Raw genomic sequence first — 18936 nt, 5'->3', positions numbered from 1 at the left:
TTAGGTTGGCAAGCTTTCTGCGCCGGCTTTTGAGAAAGGCGTAAGGCTAAAACCTTACGCCTTTTATAATTTATGCTGTTAACGAGCTCTTTACAGCGCCACCTTCCAGCAGGCTGTCAAGGTTAATTTCGTCTTCATCTTCACTGTAGGCCGGAGCACCGTGTTCAAACACATCCAGACCACCTTTACCAAGTTCGCCATGCTCTTCAACACGCAGGTTCCATGGATGAGGAAGTTTACGGATGGCCCACATCATTACAAACGATACGGCAAACGTAGCGGCCACGATGGTAAGGTTACCAATCAACTGGGTTTTCAGCAGATCGAAACCGCCGCCATAAAATAAACCGGTAAGTGGTTTAGAATCATCCGGACCGGTTGGGCCGGTTACACCATATTTGCCTGCGGCGAATAAACCTAATGACCATGTACCCCAGATACCGCACAGACCGTGTACAGGCACTGCCCCTACCGGATCATCGATACGTAAATACTCTAACAAGTACGTTCCGGCGAATACCACTAAGCCAGCGATGGCACCCAGGGCGATAGCGCCGATCGGGTCTACCCAGTAACAAGGGCAAGTAATAGCTACCAGACCACCCAATACACCGTTAACGGTAAAGCCAACATCGAATTTCTTTTTAGTCGGGCCAAACCAAAGCGCCAGGTACATGGCTGCAAAACCACCGGCGCAAGCAGCCAGGGTGGTGTTGGTTGCCACTCGACCGATACCTTGCATATCTATGGCAGAAAGGGTACTGCCCGGGTTAAAACCATACCAACCGAACCAAAGGATGAAGGCACCTACGGCAGCGATAGTAAGATTGTGCGCTGGTGGCAAACCTCCTTTTTCTTTATCGTCACGACGGAATACGCGGCCAAGACGTGGGCCTAAAACAATAGCACCTGCCAGGGAAGCTACACCACCGATAGTGTGTACCACGGTTGAACCTGCAAAATCCCAGAAACCAAGGTTGGCAAGGAAGCCACCCGGCCCCCAGGCCCAGTGACCGATGATTGGATAGATAAACCCGGTAATACCTATACTATATAATATATCGCCACGGAAACTGGTACGACCGATCATTGCACCAGATACAATGGTTGAACAGGTATCTGCAAATGCATACTGGAACAACCAGTGCGCTACGACCGGGATGCCGGTAGTTAAATAGGTAGCCGGTGCACCAGCAAGGAAGAACCAATGATAGCCGATAAAGCCATTACCCTCGCTAAACATAAAGGCATAACCTACCGCCCAGAACAAGATGCCGCACAAACAGGTATCAAATAAACATTCCATCAGAACGTTTACCGTTTCCTTTTTACGGGCAAAACCTGCTTCAAGCATCACGAACCCTGCCTGCATACCAAATACCAGGAATGCTGCCACTAAAGTCCAGATGGTGTTAGCGGTATTAATTAATGTGGTTTCATGTGCAGTGTAAGTTTCTGCAGCGTTTGCTTTGGTAGCAATCAGCCCGGTGATGGTGACCATTGCTGCAATTACAATGAAGGTACCTAAAATTTTACCGGCAAAAACAGCCGCACCAATACGCCAGTTGCTTTTCGCTCGCTGGAGCATCAAACTCCAATTTTGTTGTCTCGACAGGGGTTTCATAATTAATCTGCTTTTAGTTGTTGAATTATTAGTTGTTTAGTTAGTTGATTTTACGCTTTTTTCAATTTTAGGCTTATTTATTTAAAGCAACACACATTAATTATTGTGTTTTTTATGAAATTATGAATAAAAATTAAAAAATCAACATCAAAATATTAACAAATTTCGATTTTTATGATTTTATTAATTTAAAACACTCAAAAAATAGGATTATTGACATAATTTTAATGATATGACCACATTTAAATCATTTTATTTAATAATACATTAACAATATTTAAGAAAATTTGGATTTTTCAGACACAAAACAGTGTTATCAACACAACTTTCAACTACAAAAACGATAGATTTTACCTTATTGATGAAAATTTATTAAAAAACAACTACCAAATAGGGAGTTTTGGCCTGCAACTATATATATAAGGTATAGAGATTTAAGAAAATGATAAAATTTGGTGTAAAAAGAACACCAAGCTATATATCCCGAAACAGATTATTCTGCAGAAATTGATTAAAGGGAAAGAATAACACAGAGAAGCAGCCTTTTGCTATTTTTATCAGGAAATACCTTATTTAAATTATAAAATTTAAAAAAAATTTAGAATTTTAATATAAAGTATATAAATTCACATGATTTTATAGAAATTTATTAATCGATAACCCTTATTTTATAAATCCGCAGAAAAATGGCAGCTAAACTTGAGTACATTTGGCTAGATGGCTACAAACCAACACAAAGTTTACGTAGTAAAACAAAAATTGAGAAAGATTTCAGCGGCAAGCTGGAAGATTGTCCTCTTTGGAGCTTCGACGGTTCTTCTACCGAGCAAGCACCAGGCGGTTCTTCAGACTGTATCCTGAAACCGGTATTCATTTGCCCTGACCCTCAGCGCAAAGAAGGTTATTTAGTAATGTGCGAAGTATTAAGCTCTGATGGTACCCCACATGAGTCAAACGGCCGTGCTACCATCCAGGACGACGATAACGATTTCTGGTTTGGCTTTGAGCAGGAATATTTCCTTTGGGACCCTGAAACCAATAAACCACTTGGCTTCCCTGCTGGTGGCTATCCAGGTCCGCAAGGCCCATACTATTGTTCAGTTGGTGCTAACAATGCTTTCGGTCGCGAAATTGTTGAAGAACACCTGGACGTATGTTTAGAAGCTGGCCTTAACGTAGAAGGTATCAACGCCGAGGTTGCTGCCGGACAATGGGAATTCCAGATCTTTGCTAAAGGCGCTAAAGAGGCTGGTGACCAGATCTGGGTTGCACGTTACCTGCTGGAAAGAATTGGCGAAAGCTATGGTGTTTCAATTAACTGGCATTGCAAACCGCTGGGTACATTAGACTGGAACGGTTCTGGCATGCACGCTAACTTCTCTAACACTACCCTGCGTACCGCTGGCAGCGAAGATACTTACAAGAAAATCCTGGAAGCATTCCGCCCTGTAGTAGCAGAACACATTGCCGTTTACGGTGCTGATAACGATCAACGCTTAACCGGTAAACACGAAACTGCTTCTATCCACGATTATAGCTATGGCGTATCAGACCGCGGCGCTTCTATCCGTATCCCGCTGTACACTGTACAAAAAGGCTGGAAAGGTTACCTGGAAGACCGCCGTCCGAACTCTGCAGCAGATCCGTACAAAGTAGCTGCAGTAATTATCAAAACTGTAAAATCTGCAGGTGTTTAATACCTGATTTAACTAATTAACTAACTAACAACTCCCCCAGCCTCTGCATAACCGCAGGGGCTTTTTCTTTTGCCGTCGGGTTGGCGGTCATTGGTCATTTAGTCATTAGCATTGGTCATTGGTCATTGGTCATTAGTCATTAGTCATTGGCCAATAGCCATTGTCCTGCCCCGTGCATCCTAACTCTTGATTCTTGACTCTTGACTCCAAATCAAGCCTCTTCCTTGAAATAAACTTTATAGAAGTTCATGGCTTTACCATCGTCGAAGCCTTTTTCGATCAGGTCTTTGTTACCATGGATGTAGATATGAAAGTTTTTGTCGAGCTTTAATACGCTTTTATAAACACGAGCCTGCTTTTTAACTGCGGCGTCTGAAATTTCGAAGCTGTCAGGTATCGGCGTTTCAAACTCGTCTTCGTAACTTTTTTTATAATTCAGAAATGAGGCGATCCCCTGCTCATTACCGATCACCTCCTGGCCGAATTCATCCATATCGAAGTTATCCTTCTCTTTAAAGTACTTCATGGAGCGGTTCAGCAGATCAATCTTGTCGGCTTTGCTCATCTCGAATTCTTCGTCGAGCTTTTCGGTTACAAATTGCTTGTAGACACCTAAAACGTTAGCAGTTTGGTTATAATTATCATTGCGAACGCGGAGCTTCAGAAAGTCATCCTTCCAGTACTGAGCTTCCTGGTTGCGGTTGGTCTGGTCGATCACGGCAACCTTGTAACCTTCCTCGCTTTCGGTATTGAAGATCAGGCAGCCCTTATCCAGTTTGTTAATATTGATCGCCTCTTCTTCGTAACTCAATCCAAAGCCTTCCTTTTCCGGAAATACCTTCAGGTAGGTTTCTTTGGTCTCTGATTTAAATAATCCGATGGCGTCCATCAGCTCGCCCTCTATTTGTACATTATTGAAGTAGGCGACATATAACTCGCCCGACTTAATCTTCGGATGATTACTCACCTCGTACAATTGCTTGGCCAACTGGCGGCTATTCTCTAAGAAAGTCGACTGATCTTCAAATATTTTTTTGGCGAAGTGATACACCTCGTTCAGGTTCAGATCGTCGCTTGGGTGATAAAAGCGGTAAACCTCGTTCACTTTTTCATAGGGAGAAAGAAAATACTGCATCAGCAGTCGTGGCAGCAATTCATCTGTAAGAGCGATCGTGCTATCGCTTAGCACATAGCGCTCATCCTGCAAGGGGTTACCAATACGGTGAATAGCTAACTGATCGAGGGCGGCTTCTAAAGCAAAAATCATAGCCGCGAAGGTACTTTTTTGCTGCGAAAGCCGGAAAACTACAGGTCATATCTATTGCTTTCTCATCCATTTGCCCAGGGAATCTCCACCTCTATCGTGGTGCCTTTAGCAGGCCCGGAAAGCACCTTCACATTACCATTCAGTAGTTTAACTTTATTCCGGATAGAAGCTAACCCTATACCCGGGCGGCCTTTTTTATCTGCCTGTATCCCCTTACCGTTGTCGCTCACCCGGATATTAATCCCCTTGTTAGCAGCAGTTAATTCTGCCCTTGCTTCTGCCGCTTCCGCATGTTTCACCACGTTGATCAGCAATTCCTGCACGGTGCGGAATATCGCCAGCTCGAGGTATTTATCCAGCCGGTTATTGAAACCTTTTAACGAAAGGGAAATCTTTACTGCTTTTTGCAGTTGATCGCAAACATCCTTCAGCGCAGCTTTTAAACCAAACTCTTCTAAAATAGCGGGCATCAATTCATGCGAGATGCGCCTGGTTTCGCTAATTGCATCAGATAACAGGCTTTGCGTGTACTTTAAATCGCCTCTGAATTTTTCAGGGTCAGTTGTGGCTTCCTCTTCGGCAACATTATCCAGGCTTAGTTTGATCCCGTAAAGCAACTGCCCCAGTCCGTTGTGCAAACTTTCAGAAATACGCCCGCGCTCCTCTTCCTGCGTAGTTAACGTAGCCCTGAATATTTCCAATTGCTGTTCTGATTCCAGTTGCCTTACTTTTTCTTCGGCCAGCTTACCGGCAGAGATATCAAGGTTGGTGGCCACCACGCCATCATTCAGCTTTACAAACATGCAGGAAAACCACTTATTAAAACCTTCATACGGATAATAATACTCCGTGGATTGTGGCTCACCCGTTTCAACGGTTTTTACAATCAGGCCAAAAAGGCCAGCTTCTTTAACACCTGGATACTCGTGCAGGTACCTTTTTCCTACCAGGTCATTTCTGCCGGTTTCCTTTTCCAGTTCTTTATTAACCAGGGTGATTAAAAAATCATCTATTTCACCATCTTCATTTCTGATGGCTTGCAAGATAGACATCTGCAGCAGCGTGGTATTGAAGATCGACTGCAGTTGATCATGACTTTTCTGCAAAGCAAGTTCCACCTCTTTGCGCTCGGTGATATCTCTTGTACAGGTAGCTACGCCGTCATTTAACTTAATAACAGACTGATAAAACCAACCATTGAATTGCTCATGAACATAATGCTTTTCATACTGTAGCGAAGCACCCGTTTCCGTTACTTTAACAAAATTGTCGAAGATGCCTTGTTCAACTACGCCCGGATTATTTTGTAGCAGACTCTGCCCTATCACATCGCCATAAATCTCTTCGGCAGCCTGGTTATTCAATACCCATACAAAATCAATGATTTTTCCATCTTTATCACGAACAGCCCTAAACACCTGGATCATGTCTGATGAGCTGTTCAGCGTTACCTGTAAAAGATCTTTGTTTTCCTGTAACTCAATGGTACGCGTAGCTACCTCTTGCTCCAATTGCACATTAAAGTTCTGCAGCGCTTCCTGCACATTCCTCCGGTGTGTAATATCGGTTGATGCCCCAAGCCATTCTTTAATAGCACCATTTTTATCTAACAACGGAACGGCACGTGATTGCAACCAGCCGACGTAACCATCTGAGCGTTTAACACGATGTTCCAATTCAAACATGTGTTTGTACTTGATGGCGTTATTTATTGTATTCTTAACCACAGCTTGCTCATCCAGCGGAATGTAAACATCTATCCAGGTATTATCCGGGTGAGTAACGTCTTTTAGAAAGCCCCGACCATTTAAAAGATACATTTCCCGCCAATCTGGGCTCATACGATAAACCACATCCGTTGTAGTATCCACAAAAGACCGAAAGCGATCTTCACTTTCCAGACGAGCCTCTTCCGTACGCTTACGGTCTTCAATATCGATATTCATGCCTACCCATTTGACTACGTTGCCTTTCTCATCAAACACACGAGTTGCTCTTACATTCGTCCAACGGTAAGTTTGTGTAGCAGCATGGTACAAACTTAACTCCGCATCCAGGTCTTTACCCATTTTTAGCACCTCTTTCCATTGCTGCAAAGCCGGCGTACGCTGAGAAGGATGTATGGCGTTCACCCAACCCTCGCCCAACCATTCGCTTAATGTTTGACCCGTATAGGCACGCCAACTGGGGCTATCTTTTACTACATAGCCATCCGGGTCCGTTTCCCAGGTAGACTGCGCCAGCGTTTCAATCAATCCGCGCCACCGGGCTTCGCTTTCACGGATGCGCTCTTCCAACTCCCTTCTTTCCGTCATATCTCTTGAAATTCCAACCACCAGTTCAACTTCGCCGCTATCATTAAAAACCGGCCCCCATGAAAAATTGAAATAAGCGCTTACGCCTGTGGGACTGGTATAAAAAACCTCATCTTCTGCGGTTTCGCCTGTTATAAAAACCTGTTCAATGTAGCCATGCAATTTTTGGGCAAGCTCAACTGGATAGTCAAGATCTTCAAAGTTTTTTCCAATCAGCCGGATATTCTCGCCGAAAAGACCCTGCATCACCTGGTTGACGTACGCAAACCGGTGGTCGCGGTTAAAGGCATATACGTAATCCGGCATGGCCGCTAAAACAGCTTCGAAAAAGCGTGTTTGGGTAAGTTCCGCCGGAAAATCCGCGTTTAATTGGAATTTTTTCATCAAATAATTTTTATTAGCGGTAAAATCTAAAAAGAGTAGGTAGTGATACGAAGAATCCGCTACTTAAACACGCAAACAGATTCAAAAAAAATTTGAGAAAAACCCCAATCCCCTGTATAATATTGGTTAAAGTAAATTTAAGGCGGGCAAATGCGGCCGGGCTCTGTGATAATTAAAAGGTATGCACTTATAAAGCAAACAATAGTTTGAAATGATTGTTTGGCCTCGACTAAAAACATACTTGCTCCATTACTTTTTATTATGGCTAAAGCCCGTCGCCAAGAAATTTCTTCAAAAAGGATGGCGTTTAATTTCCAAGTACTCATGATAAGTTTAGATCCCTCACTCTCTTTTTGCTGCTGATTATTTGCTCAACCCCACTGTTAAGGGATGGCAATATACGGGTGTTTTCTAAAGCTGCTGACTTGATTTAAAAAAGTTACAAATCACATTGAACGCAGCGTTGTGCATTAGCGAAAATTCTTAAAATACGAAGGGCCATCCCTAACAGAATGGCCCTTCACTTTGTAATTAGAATTCTAATTACAAGCGTACTTCGATATTATAAGCAGTCGCCCCTTTTTTGTAGGCCACGTTGAATCCCTTATCGCTGAAACCGGCCAATTGGTAAACAGTGTCGTTATTCTCACCATCCACAAAACCGGTAACTTTCACAATACCATTATCTGCGTTTACAGATACGATGTTGAAGTTCTTGTTCAGCTCATCAATACCCAGATCACTGTCGCTGGCTCCCAGCTTATATCGATAACCAATGGGAAATTGTGTACGTGAACCTATCAGCTTTTTAAATTGCTCTAAATCAGGCAACTGGTTCGAGTAGGCTACGCCGGTAAGGTTGGTCTCAGTCGTAGAACCCGCGGTATACTCGGTTCCCCATTTATTGCCTTCGGTACGCTGGGCGGTAAGGTAAACGATATTTGCACCCAGCATTGCCGCCTGTATTTTCATTTTGCGGTAAGCACGGTCTTTAACACGCTCCTGGTTAGATAATACCGTTGTCCCTTTTGCTTTCGCTCCCACATCGCCCAATTTGTACAATCCGCGCACCTCGCCCTCTACGGCGGTGATGGTTACATTCTCAAAATCAGAAGGATTAATTACTTTTTTGTATGAAGTGGCTTCTGCAAAAGTTTGCACACGACCGCTTTTAAAAACAATTTTCTGTACGGCGTTTTTGTAAACGGAATTTACAACGTCCTCGCCGGGGTAGGTATACTTCACGGCATCCGGTGTAATCTCTTTTACTACACAAGCAATCTTTTGATTATTGCTGTAAACAGTATCTACCTGTGCAAATGCTGTTGCAGAAATTAAAATGCAGGCTATAGCAAGGCCAGCGCGGCGGTAATTAGTCAATGAAAAAGTGATGGTCATGGTTGGTAAAATTAAAGTCGTTTTATTAGGTGTAAAAATAATATTTAGGCTGAATTTTCAAAAACAGGATCACCTTCATAACCAACTATATGACTATCTGGATGGCGCTGTCATAACGTAGTTCATCTGGCTTACAGCAAACCAATACTTTAATTTAGATGTTAGGCAATAAACCAAACGGATATGAATAAATTTTTCAGAGCCTTAATCGCATTCTGGGGAGCCAGGAAATTAGGTGGCGGATGCCTTTCCACTATCGTTATCTTCATTATTATTTACACCTTGCTGGGCAAATGCAACAACAACTCGTCACGGGCAGCGGCATTCAATAACGTACCCAAAAAAGAGTTACGTGCAACCAAAAAGCAATCCGCATTATGTGTAGTTGCACCGGAAACCGCATTGCGAAAATGATATTAATCGTATTTTAGCGGGATGAGTGACCGTATACAAAAATGGAAAGTACTGGAAGAACAGGATGTATCACCAAGTAGTTGGTTCCCCATCATCCGGCACCGGGTGGAATTACCAGGCGGGCATACCGACGACTATTACTTCTCTCCGCTCGGCGATGTAGTGCAGGTGTTAGCCGTTACTCCAGAGAACCATATTGTGCTGGTAAGGCAATATAAACATGCCCTGGGAGAAATATTACTCGAACTACCCGGCGGCATGCAGCAAAAAGGTAAAACACTGCTACAGTCTGCCGTGAATGAATTAGAGGAAGAAACGGGGATCAGAGCAGAACAAGAACAGCTGATTCCGCTTGGACGAATTACCAACAACCCCACCAAGACCAGGCAGCTCACCTACGGTTATATCTTATTTAATGCTGAATTTAACGCTGTACAGCAATTAGACATTACCGAAAATATTGAGGTAATAACCATGCCGGCCGTGGAAGTTTTGGATCTGGTGAAGGATGGAAAAATATACGTGACCGACTCTGTGAACTTCATTCTGATGGCCGCTTTAAAATACCCCGAGGTATTTAAGCCATAAAATCTTATCTTCACCAAATGCTGTGGTACCGCGAAGCGCAATTAAAAGATATCCCTCAACTGATGCGGGTAAGGTTGGCTGTCAGGGAAAATACCTTGTCTGACCCCAACCTGGTTACGCCTGCCGATTGCGAAGAATATTTGACCAATCGCGGTAAAGGCTGGGTGTATATTGAAGATAGCGAGGTGGTAGGCTTCGGCATCGCAGACCTAACGGGACGTAATATCTGGGCGTTGTTTGTTCACCCGAATTTCGAAGGCCAGGGTATCGGCAAAGAACTGCATCGCCTGATGCTAAACTGGTATTTTGCACAAACTACCGAAACCATTTGGCTAAGCACTGCTTTTAATACCCGCGCAGAGCAATTTTACCGCAGACAGGGATGGGCAGATAAAGGTCCGCATAACGCAAAAGAGCTTAAATTTGAAATGAGCTTTGAAGATTGGAAACGTTTAGCTTCACACAGCTAGATTTAACCATCTCGAAGCGAGGCATAACCCTCAAAACCGTCAGGGTAAATTCCTTCCACTTAGCGTAAAACGCAAATTCATTATCGTCTCACACAGGACACCTTACAAAGAATAACACACAGTTAACGTTTACTTATTTTTATTTACAATAGCAGGTAAAATCACTTGCAAAAGCATATCGTATTTATTAAATTGCAGTTCCCTTAAACTAAATTTAAAACTATTGAGATGCTATTCAAGAGAACTATCGTATTTCTCTATCTTGCGGCAGCGGTGACCGCCATTGGGATAGAAGCTTATCGCCACAAGCCGCACGAGGCCAGGTTAGTTGCCAGGAACCTTCCGGCGAAAGCGATGACTGCTGATTTAACTAAAGACAGCAGATAAAAATTTCAGCCCGGTATATCAACTGGCATACAAATTTCCAGTTAGTATATCGGGCTTTTTCTTATTTTTGCGGCAAATGAAAAACCGCATTATCGGATATTTGCTTTTACTGGGTTTACTATGTACCCAGTTTTCGCAGTACATTACCGTTGCGGGTTTCAACTACAATCAGAAATACATTGCAGCTAAATTTTGTATCAACAAAAACAGACCCTGGCTGCATTGTAATGGCAAGTGTTACCTGATGAAAAAGCTGAAGCAGGCTGCTGAAAAAGAAAAAGCCGCTGAACGCGAAAATCTGAAGAACAATCTGCAAACACCTTATTTTGCAGCTACCGCCGAACTGACTTTTGTAGTACAGCCAACCCGCACGCTATTTGTTCCGGAAAGGCCTATTCACCTGCCGGACGCCCACCTTACCATCTTCCAGCCTCCACAGGCCTAACGTTTCCATCCTTTATTTTATTTAATCATTTGCCCTACATAGCTTATTATGCTTTGTGGCACTCATTTGCTTGTTCCTTTACGGATCAGGCCTAAACCTCTTTTATGAAACGTTTTTTATTCGCAATAATTTATCTATTAATGCCGTGCATTCTTTTTGCACAAACTGTAACCGGTATAGTTACTGATGCCTTAACCCACGAACCACTTCCCGGCGTGTCAGTCAGCACTGAAACAAGTTCACAAGGCGCCATCACAGATCAACATGGCAAATTCCATATCCAATCTGCCAAGATCCTGCATTTTTCCATGGTCGGTTATACAAGCCAGGCTATCGAGGTAAAATCCGCCACTGGCATACACGCAGCGTTGCAACCCTCTTCATTAGATCTGCAACCCGTGGTAGTGAGTGCAAGCCGTGAAAAGCAACTTCGGCACGACGCACCGGTAGCCATTACCAAGATCAGCCAAACCCAAATCCAGGACACTAAAGCAACTGCCCTTTACCAATTATTAAATAAGGTTTCAGGCGTTTACATGGTGGATCTTGGTAACGAACAACATACCATGGCTATCCGGCAGCCGATCACTTATAACGCGCTTTACCTGTATATGGAAGATGGCCTTCCCATTCGACCTACCGGCATCTTTAACCATAACTCGCTCTATGAGATCAATATGAGCGGTGTAAAGGATATCGAAGTGATTAAAGGCCCGGCGTCTTCTTTGTATGGAAGTAATGCAATTGGCGGCGCAATAAATTTCATCAGCCAGGGGCCGCCCACCGGTTATGCAGGTAATTTTGCTGTCCAGGGCGATAATTACCATTATCGCCGGGTAGATGCTTCTGGCGGCTTTACCGCTGGTAAATTCGGATTTTATGCCGGGGGTTACCTTACCGACCAAAACAATGCCTGGCAGGATTATTCTAACTACAACAAGTATTCCGGCAACTTAAAATCCACTTATGATTTCACCAATAATACCAGGCTGACGGCTTCTGCAAGTTATAATTACCTGAATACCCAAACGCCCGGATCTTTAGATTATAACCACTTTATCAGCCGCAGCTATGGCAGCAACCAACGCTTTACTTATCGTAAGGTTGACGCACTTCGCAGCAGTGTGCGGTTAGATCACACCTGGAGCCAGGCCAGCAGTACTTTTATTACCGCATTTTACCGGCATAATTCCACCGCACAACTTCCCAGTTACTTCATTGCCGATGTACGTAACAGCGCTGGACAATACCTCAGTTCTAACGGACAGGTAAATGATCAACGCTTTCACAGCTTCGGTGTTCTGGCACAACATCGTACAGATTTCGACTTTCTGCATTCGAGGCTGATCGCGGGCGTTTACATCGACGACAGCCCCAGCTCTTTTTATGCGCAGGCATTAAGTATTCAAAAAGATGTGGCTAATAATTTTTATACCGGCTATAGCAACACCGGCCAGTACCTGGACGATTACCGTATAAAACTATTTAATACTGCCGCTTATACACAATACGAGATTAAGCCATGGGAACCATTACGCATTGTCGCCGGCCTGCGCTATGACCGCGTGCATTACGATTTCATTAACGGGCTCCCTCCTTCTAATACCAAATACAAACAGCAAGAGACCAATAATTTTGATGTATTAGCACCCAAAATAGGTTTTACCTACAACATCAACGCAAATACCGGCTTTTACGGCAATTACAGTGTAGGTTTTCAGCCACCTGAAACCAGCAGCCTGTACAGCTCGCGGCAACTTGCCCCGCTTAAAGAAGCTACTTTTAACAATTACGAATTGGGCGGATGGTTAACCGGCTGGCAACATAAATTTTATATGGAAGCAAGCTTGTTTGATCTGGAAGGAAAGAACGAGATTATCAGCCAATTGCTACCCGATAACACCACACAAAACCTAAACGCCGGTGCTACACGCCATTTGGGTGTAGAATACACTTTACTGCTCGCCCCGGTGCAACAGCTTAGCTTCCGCTTCAGCGGCACTAATGCGCGACATACTTATGTGGATTACAGCGAAGTACGGACCGGGAAAACAGGAAGTTACACTATTGTGTATAATGGCAACCGCATGAGCAATGCCCCTGCCTGGATCGCTAATAGCGAAATTACCTGGAAGCCTTCTTTTATACCGGGCTTTCGCATAGCACCGGAATGGCAACATATAGATAAGTATTATACAGACCCGGGCAATACTAAAACGTACAACGGTTATGATATTTTTAATCTCAGGACAGGTTACCAGTTTAAAACACTTGCGCTGAAGGGTGTATCGGTATGGTTGAACGTTTTAAACCTGACCAATAAATTGTATGCAACTACTGTTACCAGTAATCAATACGGTGACACCTACAATGCAGCCCCTCCCCGGATATATACCATCGGATTAAGTTATAATTTTTCGAAATATTAAACTATGTCGTCATCAACACCACACACCTGGCGTAAAAGGTTCTACAACCTGCACCGGTTTGCCGGCCTGCTTGCGCTGATTCCAATCATCAGCTGGACGTTAAGCGGCCTTTCGCACCCGTTTATGTCTAACTGGTTCAGGCCAAGTATTGCGAAAGAAAGCTTCAAGCCTTTAAACATGCAGCAATTGCAGCCAAAGCTCGATCTTACAACGGTACTACAAAAAAGCAAGATTGACCGGTTCATTAATTTCCGCCTGGTTAGTTTCAATAAAACCACCTGGTACCAGGTATTAATGCCAGATAGCAGCTACAGGTATCTTAATGCTGATAATGGCGCAGTTTTAAAAGACGGCGATAGGGCTTACGGGGTCTTTTTAGCAAGGTATTTCCTGCAAGACCAAACCGCGCCTGTAAAAAGAATCACCCTGCAGACGCAATTTGACAGCCAGTACCAACCTATTAATCATTTGCTACCCGTATGGCGGGTAGCTTTTGACAGAAACGACGGCATGGTGGTTTATGTAGAAACTGCGCAAAACAGGCTGGCTACCTTTAATAACAACACCCGTAAAGTGTTACTCGGTTTATTTGAAGAGTTCCACACCTGGCAATTCTTAAGAGATATAGCAGGCGAAAACTTCAGGCTAATGGTGTTACTAGTAACGGTTGTGGTGATGCTAACAGCCATGGTGACGGGATTGGTTGTTTATGGTTTCTTGTGGAAACGCTTTAAAGACATCGCACAACGACGGAGCCATTCGAACAAACCCGACAGTCGGTATTTTCAACGCATTCACCGCAAACTTGGACTGGCTATCTCATTGGTAATGTTTTGTTTCCTAATGAGTGCTGCCTTTCACATCGCAGTAAAGATGAGTGGAGGCAAACCGCAGCCAAGACCTTTTAAGCAATCCATTAATACAAATGAACTAAAGGTTTCAAACCTGCACTTACCAATTCCGGACAGCACTATTAACCGTATCGGCCTTGTTAAGCTTGATAACCAGATCTATTACCAGGTATTGGATTCGCACAAAAAAACAGCTTATATCAATGCTCAAACCGGAGAGTTGCTCGCAAACGGCGACGAGCATTTCGCAACATTCCTGACCCAGTGGTACAGCGGAACGAAGCTAAAGCCCGATTCGGTAAAATTGATTAAGAATTTTAACAACGAATATGGTTTCATCAATAAGCGCCTGCCGGTTCAACGGGTTAGCTTTGGGCGCGAGAATTGGTACATCGAGACGGCTACCGGCCAATTGAGTACCAAAGTGGGAAGCCTGGATCGGGCGGAAGGTTTATCTTTTATCTTTCTGCACAAATTCTTCGGGATGGCCTGGGCAGGTAAAGATATCCGCGACATTGTAAGCATACTATCTGCGTTGGGCATATTGGTTGTGGCCTTGTTCGGTTTCGCCGCATATATTAAAAAGTAAAAAGATGAAAAGAATAATTATTATTTGCCTGGTTATGGCGCTTTCAGCGTGTGAGAGTAAACATACCACGCAACAATCTTCTTCGCAGGATAAACATCAGCAAAAGCTATGTAAATACACCTGCACCATGCATGCGTCTGTATGCGAAGACAAACCGGGCACTTGCCCCAAATGTGGTATGGATTTAGTAGAGAAGAATTAAATATTTCTCAAAACAATATAATTGCATTCTATCAGTTATTTTTTTGATAGAATGCAATTTTAATATCACCTTTATTGCGCTTTTAATATTATTAAAAGTAAAAGACGATACATTTTTTACCTGATTTTTATAGCCGATATGACATTAGATTTTTTTGCCGAATTGCTGTTAGGTTCTTTTACTTTAATTTTTGGAATATGGCTGTTCAAATACATCCTGAAACAGTCGAGAAAATCCGGAACCAAAAACATAAAGCTTTACACCCTTTCCATTATTTTTATACTGATAGGTGTGAGCATGATCTTTGCAACGCTGATGACTTTAGACAATTAAGTAACAGCCGGGGGTGCTGTTTAAGTTAATCCCGTGATTAGCAGGCTTCCCGTATCAGCCGCATTACCGTTTCCAGATCTTCGGCGCAATTGATCACCCGCTGGTTATCAGCAGTAGCGGTATTGAAGAAGATATGCGTTTTTCCACCGTTGCCTGTTCCACCAATATTTTTTATATGGGTAACGTTGCGAAGATTAACTAATGTTGGTGCGCTAACACCGTCCTTTTGTATGTGTACTGTAATCCAACCCGTCATAAAGTATTGCATCTGCAATTTATCTTTCGGTTGCTTCGGTTTAAAAAATGCCAGTTTCGGTTATTCCGGCTCAAGGTTTGAGGCGTTTTAGCGATAATATTTGTAATAGTAAAAGAGCTGGTTCTTTGTGATAAAATTAACTAAACTAAATTTAAACAAACTGTAGTGTAGCTTAAAACCCGGATATAACCGAAACTGGCTGTAATATTCTTCTAAGCCGTAGCCGCCTTTATTATTCTATTGTTATAAAATTCTTCCTGTAAGTATTCCAATAATTCAAAGCATTTTTTTTGCGTTGAAGTATTAAATACTTAACTCAAAGTAACAGCAAAGTTTGGGGCGACAGCACCGTGAAAACACGGTATGTTCTTGGTCTTTATACCGGAATTATCAGATTTGGTTGCAGCAACTTAAAGCGAAAAGAAAAAATAAGACAATTTTAAATCAATAAGAAATAATGATTTATTCAGCACTTACTGTTTAAGTGAAAACGGGATGATTATTTTTCTGTCAGATTGCCGATCAATTGTTGTTCTGCCGGCTTAGACTGTTTTAGTAACGCAAGCGCTTCGTTAAACTTATTGCTATCTACAGGGTATCGTTTATGGCCGCAAATCCGGGCCGGATCTTTGCAATAATCCAACAGGTGTTGTTTCAGTTCGGGGGTGATGTATTTAAAATCCAGATCTTTTAATTTAAGAATCAGAGCAGCATAGGCCTGGTCCGCAAGCGGATATTCACCGGGAGAAGTTTTACGGCCGGTATCGAAATCAATATCCTTCAGTTTGAAACCCGGCTGTTCGCATTGTTGCAAATAGGTGCTATAGTTAACCAGGATAGTATCGAAGGATTTAACAAAAAGCGCTTCGCCCTTCTGCCCCGGATCTACATATTTCAACGTTTTAAGCGGGCCAACTTTCGGCAGTACATGAATTAAGAACGTAGTAACACTTGCCCAAAAACCTGGCCGTTCATGCTCCTTGCCAAACTCGCGGTGGTATTGGTGTTTATTCATTTTGTACTTGAATTTCCTGGCTGTAATGCCAGGCTGCCGCTTCATAATCGTATCCTTTTCAGATTTCCAGGTACGTTTGATCAGTGTAGGAAAAAGCTTGTTCACACCCCAGCGCATGGTAGCAACAGAGCTTTCAAAATTGCCGAACAGATCATCGATATGCTGCCCGTATGTACGAAGAAAAGCCCGCTCGAGTACTGGCTTAGATACATTAAAGCCAATAAAATCATGATAAGCATCCGGATTATAATTTCCCCGTGCTACCTGTAAAACATCAAAAGAAAACTCTACACGGCTATGGGAAACGTGGTCATCTGCATAAGTAACAAAGTTGCCGTATTTTTTTTGAAGCTTTTCGTAAATGATTGGTACGGTCAGGTTTGTGGCCCTGGAGTGGCCGTACTCATCTGCCACGTAATGAGATAAAGCGCCCAGAGCAAAAGCATACTCGTTAATGTTCTGTGCCTCCTTTAAAAGGGCAACAACAAAATCGCCGCTGCGAACGTAGTGCAGCAAATCACTAAACTCCATGCTGCCCATAGGCATATAGCCCATATCGGCCACCAGGCTACCGCCATAAGCATAAGAATGCGCCACACGTAAAGACGAATCTGGCGTATTTGGAAAACGCTTCAGCAGCATGGGCTTTAATTTAGTAGCCCAGCAGGCATCGATAATTGCTTCGTGGGCAAGTACCGCGTAGGCATTAGCTTTTTGTTGGCAGATCAGTAAAAAACAAATCAGCGGAAATAGGCGGCTCAAATACTTAAACATCTTCAAATTACCGTATTAACGGATAGATAAATGTAAAGCGTGTTCGCCTTCAAAATGTTTTCAAAAAGATAACTCTTCCTGCGTTTAAGACCTGCTTTTGTTTTGCAAGCGCAAAATCTATACGCCGCTTTTGTTCCATCGGGCCTTACGTACCAATAAGAAATAAAGCAGCAGCCCGCTTAAAATAATTCCAAACGCAATACCGATGTAAAACACGGGGCTGGTGAAAAGGATGTATAACCACACCAGAATGGCGATGATCGCAGGCACCGGGAATAACCACATTTTGTAAGGGCGTACGTCTGTAGGTTTGTTTAAATGCCACAAAATTACCCCTACCGACTGCCCTAGGAACTGAATTAAGATCCGCATGGTCACAATAGCGGTAATCACTTCTTTCATCTTAAACAATAAGCTGAACACAAAGGCAAAAGCACAAAGTATGAGCAAAGAAACGTGCGGGAATTTTTTAGTAGCGTGTACCTTACCAAAAACCGGGAAGAAGTTACCATCTATCGCCGCAGCGTAGGGCACGCGCGAATAACCAAGTGTTACCGAGAATAACGAAGACAGTGCGATGATGAGCACCAAACCCGTGGCTATTTTTGCCACGGTAGGGTTATACAAGTGCTCGAAATAAATACTTACTACAAAATCAGACCCGGCTACTTTTCGCCAGGGTAACACGCCTAAAACCATAATCTGCATCCCCAGGTACAGCACCGCTATACCTGTTATCGAAATAAAAATACTACGCGGGATATTACGTTCCGGCTGTTTAATTTCTGCACCGAGGTGGCATACATTGTAATAGCCCAGGAAAGAATAGATTGTTTTTAAAGATGCCTGCCCGAGCCCAACAAAAAACAGCGGCGTAAAGTCGAACGCATCATCGGAAAAATGAAAAACCTGCGCTGGTTTAAAATCTTTAAAACCGGATAAAATAAGCCAGATAATGGTTCCACCGGTGATAATCCAAAGCACCACCGAAATTTTGCCGACGGTACGGATGTTCCGGTAAAGCAGCATTACCAATACCAACACCAGCGCCCCGCTTACGATCTTCTGCTCCCATCCGGTCAGTTTTACCAGGTAAGTAAGATATTGGGCGAAGCCTATCGCCCCGCTGGCAATCACCAGCGGCGCCTGGATGGTGGTTTGCCAGATGAACAGGAAAGCAAACATACGCCCCCATTTACCATACAGCTTTTGTAAGAATACGTAGCTACCGCCCGCCATCGGCCACTTTGCCCCCATTTCAGACCATATAGAGCCATCCATAAAAGCAAGCAACGCACCCAGCAACCAGGCAATAATGCACTGCGGCCCCTTCATGGCGCCAACTATTAAAGACATGGTTACAAACGGGCCGATGCCCACCATATCAATCATGTTAATAGCGGTTGCCTGGGTAAGGGAAAGTCCGCGTTCTAGCTCGGTTTTTTCGGTTGAGTTATTGGCCATCTGTCAACAGCTAATTAATAAACAAATTGACAAA

The 18936-nt window shown here is 43.4% G+C and carries 17 protein-coding genes; 10 read left to right on the top strand and 7 right to left on the bottom strand.

Annotation, left to right across the window (positions count from 1 at the left end):
- Positions 1-70 precede the first annotated feature (70 nt).
- Positions 71-1588 carry an ammonium transporter gene (locus MUY27_RS14775; RefSeq protein ID WP_245131113.1) on the bottom strand — a complete coding sequence of 506 codons (1518 nt, stop codon included), beginning with the start codon at positions 1586-1588 and terminating at the stop codon, positions 71-73.
- A gap of 722 nt (positions 1589-2310) precedes the next feature.
- Between MUY27_RS14775 and MUY27_RS14770 the strand changes: the two genes are divergently transcribed.
- A complete protein-coding gene (locus MUY27_RS14770) occupies positions 2311-3321 on the top strand; it encodes a glutamine synthetase beta-grasp domain-containing protein (protein ID WP_245131111.1) in 1011 nt (336 codons plus the stop codon).
- 211 nt (positions 3322-3532) lie between these two features.
- Here MUY27_RS14770 and MUY27_RS14765 read toward each other — a convergent pair whose 3' ends face one another.
- From MUY27_RS14765 to MUY27_RS14755, 3 genes are all read right to left on the bottom strand, one after another.
- On the bottom strand, positions 3533-4588 hold the full coding sequence (locus MUY27_RS14765) for a nucleoid-associated protein (RefSeq protein WP_245131109.1): 1056 nt from the start codon (positions 4586-4588) through the stop codon (positions 3533-3535).
- Between the two features lie 62 nt (positions 4589-4650).
- Positions 4651-7287, bottom strand: coding sequence for a PAS domain-containing sensor histidine kinase (locus MUY27_RS14760; protein ID WP_245131107.1), 2637 nt, complete (start codon positions 7285-7287; stop codon positions 4651-4653).
- 543 nt (positions 7288-7830) lie between these two features.
- Complete coding sequence (locus MUY27_RS14755; protein WP_245131105.1) at positions 7831-8685, bottom strand: hypothetical protein; 855 nt, start codon at positions 8683-8685, stop codon at positions 7831-7833.
- Positions 8686-8868: 183 nt separating this feature from the next.
- Here MUY27_RS14755 and MUY27_RS14750 point away from each other — a divergent pair, with 183 nt between their 5' ends.
- From MUY27_RS14750 to MUY27_RS14710, 9 genes are all read left to right on the top strand, one after another.
- On the top strand, positions 8869-9099 hold the full coding sequence (locus MUY27_RS14750) for a hypothetical protein (protein WP_245131102.1): 231 nt from the start codon (positions 8869-8871) through the stop codon (positions 9097-9099).
- A gap of 21 nt (positions 9100-9120) precedes the next feature.
- Positions 9121-9687, top strand: a complete 567-nt coding sequence (locus MUY27_RS14745) for an NUDIX hydrolase (RefSeq protein WP_245131100.1) — start codon at positions 9121-9123, stop codon at positions 9685-9687.
- 17 nt (positions 9688-9704) lie between these two features.
- A complete protein-coding gene (locus MUY27_RS14740; protein ID WP_245131098.1) occupies positions 9705-10157 on the top strand; it encodes a GNAT family N-acetyltransferase in 453 nt (150 codons plus the stop codon).
- 228 nt (positions 10158-10385) lie between these two features.
- Positions 10386-10544 (top strand): hypothetical protein, encoded by a 159-nt coding sequence (locus MUY27_RS14735; RefSeq protein WP_245131096.1) that lies wholly within the window; start codon positions 10386-10388, stop codon positions 10542-10544.
- A gap of 76 nt (positions 10545-10620) precedes the next feature.
- On the top strand, positions 10621-10989 hold the full coding sequence (locus MUY27_RS14730; protein WP_245131094.1) for a hypothetical protein: 369 nt from the start codon (positions 10621-10623) through the stop codon (positions 10987-10989).
- Positions 10990-11129: 140 nt separating this feature from the next.
- A complete protein-coding gene (locus tag MUY27_RS14725; protein ID WP_245131091.1) occupies positions 11130-13418 on the top strand; it encodes a TonB-dependent receptor in 2289 nt (762 codons plus the stop codon).
- 3 nt (positions 13419-13421) lie between these two features.
- On the top strand, positions 13422-14858 hold the full coding sequence (locus MUY27_RS14720; RefSeq protein WP_245131090.1) for a hypothetical protein: 1437 nt from the start codon (positions 13422-13424) through the stop codon (positions 14856-14858).
- 4 nt (positions 14859-14862) lie between these two features.
- The gene (locus MUY27_RS14715) at positions 14863-15060 is read left to right on the top strand and encodes a heavy metal-binding domain-containing protein (RefSeq protein ID WP_245131088.1); all 198 of its coding nucleotides are present in this window, start codon (positions 14863-14865) and stop codon (positions 15058-15060) included.
- Positions 15061-15198: 138 nt separating this feature from the next.
- Positions 15199-15393 carry a hypothetical protein gene (locus tag MUY27_RS14710; protein WP_245131086.1) on the top strand — a complete coding sequence of 65 codons (195 nt, stop codon included), beginning with the start codon at positions 15199-15201 and terminating at the stop codon, positions 15391-15393.
- Between the two features lie 37 nt (positions 15394-15430).
- Here MUY27_RS14710 and MUY27_RS14705 read toward each other — a convergent pair whose 3' ends face one another.
- The 3 genes from MUY27_RS14705 to MUY27_RS14695 form a co-directional block, all read right to left on the bottom strand.
- On the bottom strand, positions 15431-15649 hold the full coding sequence (locus tag MUY27_RS14705) for a hypothetical protein (RefSeq protein WP_245131084.1): 219 nt from the start codon (positions 15647-15649) through the stop codon (positions 15431-15433).
- Positions 15650-16148: 499 nt separating this feature from the next.
- Positions 16149-17438, bottom strand: coding sequence for a zinc dependent phospholipase C family protein (locus MUY27_RS14700; RefSeq protein ID WP_245131082.1), 1290 nt, complete (start codon positions 17436-17438; stop codon positions 16149-16151).
- 117 nt (positions 17439-17555) lie between these two features.
- On the bottom strand, positions 17556-18902 hold the full coding sequence (locus MUY27_RS14695; protein WP_245131080.1) for an APC family permease: 1347 nt from the start codon (positions 18900-18902) through the stop codon (positions 17556-17558).
- Between the last annotated feature and the right edge of the window lie 34 nt (positions 18903-18936).

This window comes from Mucilaginibacter straminoryzae (genome assembly GCF_022953055.1).
In the GTDB taxonomy this organism is placed as follows: Bacteria; Bacteroidota; Bacteroidia; order Sphingobacteriales; family Sphingobacteriaceae; genus Mucilaginibacter; species Mucilaginibacter straminoryzae.
The sequence above is the reverse complement of the archived record's forward strand: the minus strand, read 5'-3'. Positions and strand labels throughout refer to the sequence as shown.

Coding starts and splice junctions, on each gene's coding strand:
- MUY27_RS14775 (WP_245131113.1), bottom strand. CDS start 1,588: ATGCTCCAGCGAGCGAAAAGCAACTGGCGTATTGGTGCGGCTGTTTTT.
- MUY27_RS14770 (WP_245131111.1), top strand. CDS start 2,311: ATGGCAGCTAAACTTGAGTACATTTGGCTAGATGGCTACAAACCAACA.
- MUY27_RS14765 (WP_245131109.1), bottom strand. CDS start 4,588: ATGATTTTTGCTTTAGAAGCCGCCCTCGATCAGTTAGCTATTCACCGT.
- MUY27_RS14760 (WP_245131107.1), bottom strand. CDS start 7,287: ATGAAAAAATTCCAATTAAACGCGGATTTTCCGGCGGAACTTACCCAA.
- MUY27_RS14755 (WP_245131105.1), bottom strand. CDS start 8,685: ATGACCATCACTTTTTCATTGACTAATTACCGCCGCGCTGGCCTTGCT.
- MUY27_RS14750 (WP_245131102.1), top strand. CDS start 8,869: ATGAATAAATTTTTCAGAGCCTTAATCGCATTCTGGGGAGCCAGGAAA.
- MUY27_RS14745 (WP_245131100.1), top strand. CDS start 9,121: ATGAGTGACCGTATACAAAAATGGAAAGTACTGGAAGAACAGGATGTA.
- MUY27_RS14740 (WP_245131098.1), top strand. CDS start 9,705: ATGCTGTGGTACCGCGAAGCGCAATTAAAAGATATCCCTCAACTGATG.
- MUY27_RS14735 (WP_245131096.1), top strand. CDS start 10,386: ATGCTATTCAAGAGAACTATCGTATTTCTCTATCTTGCGGCAGCGGTG.
- MUY27_RS14730 (WP_245131094.1), top strand. CDS start 10,621: ATGAAAAACCGCATTATCGGATATTTGCTTTTACTGGGTTTACTATGT.
- MUY27_RS14725 (WP_245131091.1), top strand. CDS start 11,130: ATGCCGTGCATTCTTTTTGCACAAACTGTAACCGGTATAGTTACTGAT.
- MUY27_RS14720 (WP_245131090.1), top strand. CDS start 13,422: ATGTCGTCATCAACACCACACACCTGGCGTAAAAGGTTCTACAACCTG.
- MUY27_RS14715 (WP_245131088.1), top strand. CDS start 14,863: ATGAAAAGAATAATTATTATTTGCCTGGTTATGGCGCTTTCAGCGTGT.
- MUY27_RS14710 (WP_245131086.1), top strand. CDS start 15,199: ATGACATTAGATTTTTTTGCCGAATTGCTGTTAGGTTCTTTTACTTTA.
- MUY27_RS14705 (WP_245131084.1), bottom strand. CDS start 15,649: ATGACGGGTTGGATTACAGTACACATACAAAAGGACGGTGTTAGCGCA.
- MUY27_RS14700 (WP_245131082.1), bottom strand. CDS start 17,438: ATGTTTAAGTATTTGAGCCGCCTATTTCCGCTGATTTGTTTTTTACTG.
- MUY27_RS14695 (WP_245131080.1), bottom strand. CDS start 18,902: ATGGCCAATAACTCAACCGAAAAAACCGAGCTAGAACGCGGACTTTCC.